We start from the raw sequence: 10,422 nt of genomic DNA, 5'->3' as shown, positions 1-10,422 counted from the left end.
TTCGGGTACGGGTACGGGTACGAGTACGGGTCCTGCGGGTCCAGCAGCTCCTGCGCGTACGGGGCCTGCGGTGCGTTCAGCTGCTGCGCCCCCGCCGGCCCACCCCGCCGGGCGGACCGATCCGCCGTGGCGGACCGCGCGGGCACGGCGGATCGCGCGGGCACGGGCGTAGCGGACGGGAGCCCGCTTCACCGGGAGATCCGCTCGTAGGCGGCCCGGAGGAGCGCCTCGTCCGGGGCGGTGAGCAGCGCGGGGCGGCCGATGGCGTCGAGGACGACGAACCGCAGCCGGTTGCCCCGGGTCTTCTTGTCGATGCCCATCGCGTCGCGCAGCGGGGCCCAGGCTCCGCAGTGGGTCGTGGGCAGGCCGGCGGCGGTGAGGAGGGTGCGGTGGCGTTCGGCGTCGGCGGTGGACAGCCGGCCGTCGAGCCGGGCGAGTTCGGCGGCGAAGACCATGCCGGCGGCCACCGCGTGGCCGTGCCGGACCCGGTAGCCGGAGATCCGCTCGATGGCGTGGCCCAGGGTGTGGCCGTAGTTGAGGTGTTCGCGGCGGCCGTCCTCCCGGAAGTCCTCGGTGACCACCTCGGCCTTGACGCGGATGGCGCGCTCGACGAGCTCCCGGGTGTGGACGGCGCCGGCGGGGTCCTCCCCGACCAGGCGCAGGATCTCCGGGTCGGCGATGAACCCCGCCTTGATGACCTCGGCGAGGCCGCTGACGTAGCCGGCGGGCGGCAGGGTGTCCAGCAGGTCCAGGTCGCACAGCACCCCGGCGGGCGGGTGGAAGGCGCCGACGAGGTTCTTGCCCTGGGGCAGGTTGACGGCGGTCTTCCCGCCGATGGCGGCATCGACCATGCCGAGCAGGGTGGTCGGCACCAGGACCAGCCGTACGCCGCGCAGCCACCCGGCGGCGGCGAACCCGGCGAGGTCGGTGGTGGCGCCGCCGCCGACGGCCACGAGGGCGTCGGAGCGGGTGAACCCGGCGTCGGCGAGGGCCCGCCACAGGCCCACGACCACGGTCATGTCCTTGGCGGCTTCGCCCTCGGGCACTTCGAGGGAGACCACGATGCGTCCCTCGTCGGCGAGTTCCCGCGCGATCCGCCGGGCCGTCGGCAGCAGCGTGCGGGAGTGCACGACGGCCACCCGCAGCGGCTCGGAGCCCAGTACGCGTCCGGTCTCGCCGGTCAGCCCGTGGCCCACGACGACTTCGTACGGCCGGTCCCCGCCGACCGGTATCCGGGTGCTCCCGGCCGCCAGCGTCGGGGCGCTCACCGGACGGCCAGGTTCTCGAGGTAGCCCCGGTGGTTGCGGGCGGTCTCGGCGAGGGAGTCCCCGCCGAACTTCTCCAGCGCGGCATGCGCGAGGACCAGCGCCGTCATCGCCTCGGCCACGACGGCCGCCGCGGGCACCGCGCAGACGTCGGAGCGCTGGTGGTGGGCGACGGCCGGCTCGCCGGTGGCGACGTCGATGGTGGCCAGGGCGCGCGGCACGGTGGCGATGGGCTTCATGGCGGCGCGCACCCGCAGCGGTTCGCCGGTGGTCATGCCGCCCTCGACCCCGCCGGAGCGGGCGGTGCGGCGGCGAAGGGCGCCCGCCTCGTCCCGCTCGATCTCGTCGTGGGCGAGGGAGCCGGGGAGCTGGGCGAGGCCGAAGCCGTCGCCGAACTCGACGCCCTTGATGGCCTGGATGCCCATGAGGGCGGCCGCGAGCCGGGAGTCGATGCGCCGGTCGCCGTGGACGTAACTGCCCAGGCCCGGCGGAAGTCCGTACGCGAGCACCTCGACGACTCCGCCGAGGGTGTCGCCGTTCTTGTGGGCCCGGTCGACCTCGGCGACCATCGCGGCGGATGCTGCGGGGTCCAGGCAGCGCACCGGGTCGCCGTCCACGCGCGCGGTGTCGTCCGGCCCGGGCACCACGCCCTCGGGGGCGGCTGCCGCGCCGAGCGAGACGACGTGGCTGACGATCGTGATCCCGTACGCCTGCGACAGGAAGGCGCGGGCGACCTCGCCGACGGCGACACGGGCGGCGGTCTCGCGGGCACTGGCCCGCTCCAGCACCGGCCGGGCGTCGCCGAACCCGTACTTCTGCATCCCGGCGAGGTCGGCGTGGCCGGGGCGGGGGCGCGAGAGGGGGGCGTTGCGCGCCCCGCCGGCCGGCACCTCCGGGTCCACGCCGTCGGCGGACATCACCGTCTCCCACTTGGGCCATTCGGTGTTGCCGACCTGGATCGACACCGGTCCGCCCTGGGTGAGGCCGTGGCGGACCCCGCCGAGGAAGGTCACCTCGTCCCGCTCGAAAGCCATCCGGGCGCCCCGGCCGTGGCCGAGGCGGCGTCGGGCCAGGGAGTCGGCGACGGCCTTGGTGGAGATCTCCACCCCGGCGGGCAGGCCTTCGAGGACGGCGGTGAGGGCGGGGCCGTGCGATTCGCCCGCGGTGAGCCATCGCAAAGTACTCAAGGGTGATCCTCTGTCATGCGGCGTCGTAGGCCGGCGTGGTGGGGCGCAGCGGTGAGGCGGGGCGGAGCGGTGGGCCGACGTGGTGGGCCGACGTGGTGGGCGATCGGACCCGGCCGGTGGGGCGGCCGGGTCCCGTGGAGGGGGAGGCTGGCGGAAGGGGTCGTACGGGGATCCGCGGACGCGGGGTCAGACTCCGACGGCCACCGGCGGAGCCTCGATCGGCCCCATCCGCTGGACCCGCCAGCCCGCGCTCATCAGGCCCTGCGACATGGTCACGGCGGTCCCGCGGGCGACCATCAGCTCGACCAGGCCGCTCTCGTCGCCGGGCGAGTGGTCGATGGTCATGTCCTCGATGTTGACGCCGAGTTCGGCGGCGTTCGCGAGGAGCCGGGCGAGTTCGCCGGGCTGGTCCCCGATCAGGACCCGGACCGGCGCGCAGGCGGGTACCGGGTGTCCGTGCTTGCCGGGGATGCGGTCGCGGCCGCTGATGCCGCGGCCGAGCAGGTCGGCCAGGAGCGTGGTGCCCTGGGCGCGTTCGTCGGCGTCGTCGGTGGCGAGGCCCCGCAGGGCGGCCACCGTGACCTGGAGGTCCTCGGCGAGTTCGGTCAGCACGTCGGCGACCGCGGTGGCGTTGGACTCCAGGATGTCGCTCCACAGCCGGGGGTCGCCCCCGGCGATCCGGGTCACGTCGCGCAGCCCCTGCCCGGCGAGGCGGCAGGCGTCCTCCTGGAGGTGCTGGAGGCGGGCGGCCATCAGCGAGGCGACCACGTGCGGGGTGTGGGAGACGCGGGCCACGGCCCGGTCGTGCGCGTCGCTGTCCATGACGACGGGCACCGCCCCGCACAGGGAGACCATCATGAGCGCCATGTTGAGCGCGTCGCGGCTGGTGTGGGCCGTGGGGGTCAGCACCCAGGAGCGGCCCTCGAAGAGGGTGGCGCAGGCGGCGAGCGGGCCGGAGCGCTCCCGGCCGGCCATGGGGTGTCCGCCGATGAAGGTGACGGGGTCGGCGCCGGCGGCGAGGACCCCGATCTCCGGCTCGGTCTTGACGCTGGCGACGTCGGTGTACGAGCGGGCCAGGCCCAGCCTCTGCTGGGCGGCGAGCACGGTGCCGACCTGGGCCGGCGGGACGGCCAGTACGGCCAGGTCCACGGTGGTCTTCGGGGCGCCGAGGGTGCCGGCGCCGAGCGAGGCGGCGGTGCGGGCGGCCGAGTCGTTCTCGTCCATGAGGTGGACGGCCACCCCGCGGCGGGACAGGGCCAGGGCGATGGAGGTTCCGATGAGGCCCGTCCCCACCACCGCGGCGGAGCGGATCATCTGGATTCCCCGGCGGTGACCAGGTCCTGGCGCAGGGCGGCCGCGCCGCCCAGGTAGATGTGCTTGACCTCGGGCCTGGGCAGGTCCGTCTCGGCGTACGCGAGGATCCGCACCACGCGGGGCAGGGACCCGGCGATGTCCAGTTCCTGCGCGCACATCAAGGGCACGTCGACGACGCCCAGTTCCCGGGCGGCCACCGCCGGGAACTCGCTGACCAGGTCCGGGGTCGCCGTGAAGAGCACGCTGACCAGGTCGTCCTGGTCGAGCCCGTTGGCGAGGAGCATCTCCTGGAACAGCTTGCGGACCCCGTCCAGCAGGTGGCCCCGCTCGTCGACTTCCAGCTGGATGGCACCGCGCAGGGCACGCACGGACATGGGCTTCTCCCTTTGCTTCAGGACGGTACGTCGATCGGTCGCTCGGGATCAGGCGGCGGCCGGTACGGCTTCGCGGCGGGCCGAGACCGCCGTTCCGCGGTTCCGGTACAGCTCGGCGACCCGGAAGGCCAGGTCGAGCGACTGCTTGCGGTTCAGGCGCGGGTCGCACGCGGACTCGTAGCGCTGCCCGAGGTCGGCGAGCCGGACCTCGGCGCCGCCCCCGACGCATTCGGTGACGTCGTCGCCGGTCAGCTCGATGTGGATGCCGCCGGGGTGGGTGCCGAGCGCGCGGTGGACCTCGAAGAAGCCGGTGACCTCGTCGAGGACGTCGTCGAAGTGGCGGGTCTTGTGGCCGCTGGGCGCCTCGAAGGTGTTGCCGTGCATCGGGTCGCAGATCCACGCGGGGCGCGCGCCCTCGGCGGTGACCTTGTCGATGAGCTCGGGGAGGATCTCGCGGATGTTGCGGGCGCCCATCCGGGTGATGAGGGTGAGACGGCCGGGCACGCGCTCCGGGTCGAGCTTGTCGATGAGGCGCAGGGCCTCGCCGGCGGAGGTCGTGGGGCCGAGCTTGACGCCGATGGGGTTCTGCACACTGGAGGCGAACTCGACGTGGGCACCGTCCAGTTGTCGGGTGCGCTCGCCGATCCAGATCATGTGGCCGGAGACGTCGTACGGCTTCCCGGTACGGGCGTCGACGCGGGTGAGCGCGGCCTCGTAGTCCAAGAGCAGCGCCTCGTGGCTGGCGAAGATCTCGGAGGAGTGGACGGCGGCCGGGTCGGCGCCGCAGGCGGCGAGGAAGGTGAGGGCGTCGTCGATGTCCCCGGCGAGGCGCTCGTAGCGCTCGCCGACCGGGGAGGCGGCGACGAAGTCGCGGTTCCACTCGTGGACCTGGCGCAGGTCGGCGTAGCCGCCGGTGGTGAAGGCCCGTACGAGGTTCAGGGTGGCGGCGGAGGAGTGGTACATCCGCTTGAGCCGCTCGGGGTCCGGGGTGCGGGACTCGGGGGTGAAGGCGAGGCCGTTGACGGAGTCGCCGCGGTAGACGGGCAGTTCGACACCGTCGCGGATCTCGGTGGGCTTGGAGCGCGGCTTGGAGTACTGCCCGGCGATCCGGCCGATCTTCACCACGGGCACGGAGCTCGCGTAGGTGAGGACGGCGGCCATCTGGAGCAGGGTGCGGACCTTGTCGCGGACCTGGTCGGAGCTGACGGCGTCGAAGGTCTCGGCGCAGTCCCCGCCCTGGAGAACGAAGGCCTCGCCCCGGGCGACGTCGGCGAGCCGGTCGCGCAGCCGGTCGCACTCGCCGGCGAAGACCAGGGGCGGGTAGGAGGCGAGGTCGTCGAGCGCGGAGCGCAGGGCGACCGGGTCGGGGTAGGACGGCTGCTGGGCGGCGGGCAGCAGCCGCCAGGAGTCGACGGCCGTGGCGTGCGTGGCGAGGGTCATGGTGGCTGTGCCTCGATCGGTTTCGGTGGAAAGGGAAGAGGTGTGGGCCTGTCGCCGCCCGGGGTGGCGGCCCCGGGGTGCCGGGGGTCCGTACGGTGGTGCGGCCGTACGGACCCCCGGTGGGCGATCCGTCGCGGGATCCCGTCTCGCCAAGGGTCTGGGGGTTTCTTGTCGATCAGTCCGGATCAGTCCGGATCAGGCCTGATCAGGCCTGATCAGGCGGGCCCGGCATGATCGGCGAGATGCCTCCTAGACCGGCTCGCGGACCTCGGAGGACCGGGCCGAAGGGGCCTGCGCCCCGGGCGCCGGAGCGCCGGCTTCCTCTCCGGCGGCCTGGTGGCCCTTGGTGAGGCCGAAGAAGAGCAGACCGCCGACGCCGAGGACGGCGATGACGATGCCCATCGGAACCGCGCTGTCCTCGCCGGCGAGACCGACGAGCGGGACCACTGCCGCGCCGATCAGGTGCTGGGACAGGCCCAGCAGCGCGGCGGCCGAGCCGGCCACGTCGCCGTGGTCCTGGAGGGCCAGTGCGAAGGAGTTCGGCAGGACGAGGCCGACGCTGGAGACCACCAGGAAGAGCGCGACGAGCAGCGGGGCCAGACCGGCGTCGGTGAGGACGACGGCGAGCAGCCCGAGGCCGCCGACCGCGGAGAGGGCCAGACCGGAGGCGAGCAGGGCGCGCGGGCCGGTCTTGTGCACGATGCGCCCGCTGACCTGCGCGGCGATGACCAGGCCGAGGGCGTTGACGCCGAAGACGACGCTGTAGGCCTGCGGGGACATCCCGTGGATGGACTGGAGCACGAAGGTCGAGCCGGAGATGTACGCGAACATCGCGGCGAAGGCGAAGCCGCAGGCCAGGTTGTAGCCGACGAACACGCGGTCGCCGAGCAGCCGGCGGAAGATCGGGCCGGTGGCCTTGAGTCCGCCGCGCACGCGCCGTTCGGCGGGGTGCGTCTCCGGCAGGGCTCCGGCGACGCCGAAGAGCATCAGGGCGCCGACGATCGCCAGGGCGATGAAGATGCCCTTCCACGAGGTGACGAGCATCAGCTGGCCGCCGAGGACGGGGGCCAGGATCGGGGCGATGCCGGTGATGAGCATCAGCATCGCGAAGAACCGGGCCGCGGCGGGCCCGGTGTGCCGGTCGCGCACGACCGCGGAGGCGATGACGATGCCGGTGGCGCCGCCGAGGCCCTGGAGGGCGCGCAGGCCGACCAGCGTCCAGATGTCGGGGGCGAAGGCGCACAGCAGGGCGGTGACGGCGAACAGTGCCAGACCGGCGATGAGCGGACGGCGGCGGCCGAGCGCGTCGCTGACGGGTCCGGCGATGAGCTGGCCGATGCCGAGGCCCAGCAGGCAGGCGGTGAGGCTGAGCTGGGCGGCCGAGGCGCTCGTGTTCAGGTCCTCGGCGATCTGCGGGAGGCCCGGCATGTAGGCGTCGTTGGCCAGCGGGCCGAGGGCGGTGAGTGCACCGAGGATGATGGCGAACCGGACGATGCCGGCGCTCTTCGGTGTGGCGGGTGAAGTCATGTTTCGGATCCCCTCCGGGGAACGCGGAATCAGTAGGCGACGGTGATGCGGGACTGGATCGCTTCTCCGCGCTCCAGTACGTCCGCGAAGGCGACCGCGTAGTCCGCGATGCTGATCCGGCTCTTGCCTTCGGCGTCCACCAGGAGCTGCTCACCGCCGACGCGATAGGTCCCGGTGCGCTCACCGGGCTCGATCTGGGCGGCCGGGGAGATGAACGTCCAGTCCAGGGAGCCGGCCTGGCGGTAGAGGCCGAGCGCCTCGCTCTGGGCGAGGGCGTTCTGCTTCCAGACGGCCGGGAAGTTCGGGTTGTCGATGACCTTGACGCCCGGGGAGACCTCCAGGCTGCCGGCGCCGCCGAGGACCACGACACGGCGTACGCCGCTGCGCGTGAGGCCCTCGATGAGCGCGTTGGCCGCACCGACGATGATCTTGTGGTCGTCGTCGACGCCGAGCTTGGGGCCGACGGCCGAGGCGACGGCGTCGTAGCCCGCCGCGGACAGTTCGGCCACGGTGTCCGCGTCGGTGGCGTCACCGGCGATCACCTTCAGGCCTTCGTGGCCGTTGCCCGCGATCTCGCCGGTGCGGGTCACGCCGGTGACGGCGTGGCCGCGGGAGAGCAGTTCGCCGGCGATGGCGCTGCCGATGTGCCCGCTGGCTCCGAAAAGCAGGATGTTCATGGTGGTGCCTCTTCTTCCTCGGTGATCTTCGGGGGGTGGTGCCGGACGAGGAGACGTCCCGCGGGCTAGTCCTCTTCGAGGAAGTCGGGCTGCTCGCGGATGATCTCGTCCCAGAGGAGCTGGAAGCTGAACCAGCCCAGCTGCTCGTTGCCGAAGCCGTCCCCGGCGGCGACGGCCTGCTCATGGGTGAAGCTCTTGGGCGTGCCCGCCGCCCGGGCGAGCAGCTGCACCTGGGCGCAGCTGTCGTAGGTGAAGAACCAGTGCACGGCCTCGTCGAGCGATCCGCCGACGGTTATCAGGCCGTGGTGGCGCAGCAGGATCGCGCGGTTGTCGCCCAGCTTCTCCGCGATGTCGCGGCCGAGTTCGGCGGAGACCGAGGGACCCTCGTACTCCTCGTAGAGGACCTGGCGGTTGTAGAAGGCCGCGGACTCCTGGTCGATGGGGTCCAGCAGGCGGCCCAGGGCGCCCAGCGCGCGGGAGTGCGCGGTGTGGCCGTGGGCGGCCGCCGTGGCGCCCGGCTGCATCTCGTGGATGGCCGAGTGGATGACGAACGCACTGGGGTTGACCCGGTGCTTGCCCTCCACGACAGTGCCCGCCGAGTCCACGCAGATGAGGTCGGCGACGCGGACCAGGTTGAAGGAGACGCCGAAGGGGTTCACCCAGAACCGGTCCTCGTGCTCCGGGTCGCGGACCGAGATGTGGCCCGAGATGCCCTCACCGAAGCCGTACTTGCCGAACAGCCGCAGTGCGGCGGCGAGCCGCTGCTTGCGGTGGCGGCGCGTCTCCTCGTGGGTGGCGAAGACCGGCTCGCTCGGGATCGGCAGGCCGGTGTGCGTGTCCGCCAGGTAGGCGGGCCGGTCGGTCTCGATGACGCTCATGCTCGGGGTCCTCATCTCCGGAATCTCCGGATCGTTTTCCGGTGGCGTACGGATGCGGGCGGGGAAACGGGCTGGGAAGCGGGCGGAAAGCGGGCGGGAAAGCGGATGCGGGCGGGGCTAGACCGTGAGCAGGACGTCCTCGTTCTCCTGGGTCGCGGCCGTGACGGTCTCGGCGTGCTGCAGGATCGCGCCGACGATGTCCTGGCTGCGGTCGACCAGGGAGGGGATGCCGAAGGTGAAGAAGAGCGAGCCGGCGGCGATGTTGCCGAGCCCGTACAGGCGCGGGTCGGGCCGGCCGTTGGTGGTGAGCTGGCTGGTCGGGCGCGCTATGTGCAGGCCGCCGTGGGGGTGCCGGCTGGCGACGCGGCTGCGCATCAGCGAGGTGACCAGGGGCGCGGCGCTGGTGGGGATGCGCCCCTCGGAGGCGTTGACCGCGCTGATGACGCGGTCGGCCGTGAAGTCGTGTCCCTCGGCGGTGACGACGTCGAAGCCGGCCTCGGGGTGCGGGGTGATGTTCTGCAGGCCCGCGACGATCTCCAGCTTGTCGGCCTCGACGAGGTCGAGGAGGACTCCGGCGCTGCCGGGCGGCATGGGGCAGCACAGGCTCATGATCGTGCGGTAGTGGGCGCGCAGCAGCTGGACCTTGTCCTGTTCGCGCAGCATCGGCCAGACGTCGGGGCCGGTCTCGGGGACGGCGCGCTGGAGGATGCGCAGGCCCATGTGGGGGGAGTCGACCTCTTCGATCTGCCGGCGCAGCCGGTCGACCGGGTCTTCCAGGTCGACGCGGATGATCTCCGAGACCACCGCGTCGAGGTCGGCGCCGACATCGCGGAACTCGGCCCGCATGATGGTGGCGATGTCCTCGAGGGTGACCTCGGGGTGGATCGCGGCCAGCTCCTCCATCCGGTGCGGGGTGAAGTGCCGCAGCTCGAAGGGGACCGCCTTCTGCCGTACGCCGGGCAGGACCCCGCGCCGGGACAGCAGGCTGATCTTGCCCTGGTGGCCCTGCGCGGCCAGCGACAGGATGATGTCGATGGCGGTCAGGCCGCTGCCGATGATCGCGACGTGCTCCCGTTCCCCGACGTCGGCCAGCTTGTTGACGATCGGGTACGGGTCCCCGACGAAGCCGGGGGTGTCGCCCAGACCGTAGACGTCCTTGGGGCTGTCGCCGCCGACGCACAGGATGGCGTAGTCGAAGGCGCGGGCACGGCCGTTGCCCGTGCGCAGCAGGACGCGGTTGGCCGCGCGGCTCGCGGAGGTGACCCCCTCGCCGACGAGGTCGACCCGCCAGCCCTGGCGGCGCAGTTCGCCGAGCGCGGCGTAGGCGGTCTGCTCCAGGTACTCGCCGTAGACGGTCCGGGGGGCGAAGCGGCTCCCGGACCAGCGGTCGACTCCGGTGCGTACCCCTATGACCTTGTCCCGCGTCTCCAGCCAGTTCTCGAAGTGCCGGAGGTCGCCGGCGCGCACGGACATGTCGTCGGGGGTCGCGTTGACCTTGAGGGTCTCGGTGTCGACCTGGTAGGCACGCCCGCGCCACAGGTGCGGTGACGGTTCGAAGACCGTGAGGCTGCCCGGTTCGCTTTGTGTTCGCGACAACGCGTCGATCAAGCAGACTGCAGCCGCGCCTCCTCCGACGATGCCGATCGAGAATCCACGGGACATGTGTCAGTCACCTATCAATTCGTGGAAGGCGCGGGGTCGTCGTGCGCCGGCCTTGCTGTCCGCGATCACGGTGGCCCTTTCCTCGCCTACTCCGGGGA

The 10,422-nt window shown here is 72.7% G+C and carries 9 protein-coding genes; all 9 read right to left on the bottom strand.

What is annotated here, in order from left to right:
- Window positions 1-188 precede the first annotated feature (188 nt).
- The 9 genes from aroB to OG247_RS42555 all read right to left on the bottom strand — a co-directional run bounded on the left by aroB (window position 189) and on the right by OG247_RS42555 (window position 10,324).
- On the bottom strand, window positions 189-1,268 hold the full coding sequence (gene aroB / locus OG247_RS42595; RefSeq protein WP_327257876.1) for a 3-dehydroquinate synthase: 1,080 nt from the start codon (window positions 1,266-1,268) through the stop codon (window positions 189-191).
- Window positions 1,265-2,452 carry a chorismate synthase gene (gene aroC / locus OG247_RS42590; RefSeq protein ID WP_327257875.1) on the bottom strand — a complete coding sequence of 396 codons (1,188 nt, stop codon included), beginning with the start codon at window positions 2,450-2,452 and terminating at the stop codon, window positions 1,265-1,267. Before aroC ends, aroB begins: the two co-directional genes overlap by 4 nt.
- A gap of 186 nt (window positions 2,453-2,638) precedes the next feature.
- On the bottom strand, window positions 2,639-3,763 hold the full coding sequence (locus OG247_RS42585) for a prephenate dehydrogenase (RefSeq protein WP_327258059.1): 1,125 nt from the start codon (window positions 3,761-3,763) through the stop codon (window positions 2,639-2,641).
- Window positions 3,763-4,140 (bottom strand): chorismate mutase, encoded by a 378-nt coding sequence (gene aroH / locus OG247_RS42580; RefSeq protein WP_327257874.1) that lies wholly within the window; start codon window positions 4,138-4,140, stop codon window positions 3,763-3,765. Before aroH ends, OG247_RS42585 begins: the two co-directional genes overlap by 1 nt.
- Before the next feature lie 48 nt (window positions 4,141-4,188).
- Window positions 4,189-5,580: a class II 3-deoxy-7-phosphoheptulonate synthase gene (locus OG247_RS42575; RefSeq protein WP_327257873.1), complete on the bottom strand. Its 1,392-nt coding sequence runs from the start codon at window positions 5,578-5,580 to the stop codon at window positions 4,189-4,191.
- A gap of 249 nt (window positions 5,581-5,829) precedes the next feature.
- The gene (locus OG247_RS42570; RefSeq protein WP_327257872.1) at window positions 5,830-7,107 is read right to left on the bottom strand and encodes a multidrug effflux MFS transporter; all 1,278 of its coding nucleotides are present in this window, start codon (window positions 7,105-7,107) and stop codon (window positions 5,830-5,832) included.
- Window positions 7,108-7,136: 29 nt separating this feature from the next.
- Window positions 7,137-7,784 carry an NAD(P)-dependent oxidoreductase gene (locus OG247_RS42565; RefSeq protein WP_327257871.1) on the bottom strand — a complete coding sequence of 216 codons (648 nt, stop codon included), beginning with the start codon at window positions 7,782-7,784 and terminating at the stop codon, window positions 7,137-7,139.
- A gap of 65 nt (window positions 7,785-7,849) precedes the next feature.
- Window positions 7,850-8,662 (bottom strand): class II aldolase/adducin family protein, encoded by an 813-nt coding sequence (locus tag OG247_RS42560; RefSeq protein ID WP_327257870.1) that lies wholly within the window; start codon window positions 8,660-8,662, stop codon window positions 7,850-7,852.
- Between the two features lie 117 nt (window positions 8,663-8,779).
- Window positions 8,780-10,324, bottom strand: coding sequence for an FAD/NAD(P)-binding protein (locus tag OG247_RS42555; RefSeq protein ID WP_327257869.1), 1,545 nt, complete (start codon window positions 10,322-10,324; stop codon window positions 8,780-8,782).
- Between the last annotated feature and the right edge of the window lie 98 nt (window positions 10,325-10,422).

Origin of the sequence: Streptomyces sp. NBC_01244 (assembly GCF_035987325.1) — a bacterium.
Lineage (GTDB): Bacteria > Actinomycetota > Actinomycetes > Streptomycetales > Streptomycetaceae > Streptomyces.
The sequence above is the reverse complement of the archived record's forward strand: the minus strand, read 5'-3'. Positions and strand labels throughout refer to the sequence as shown.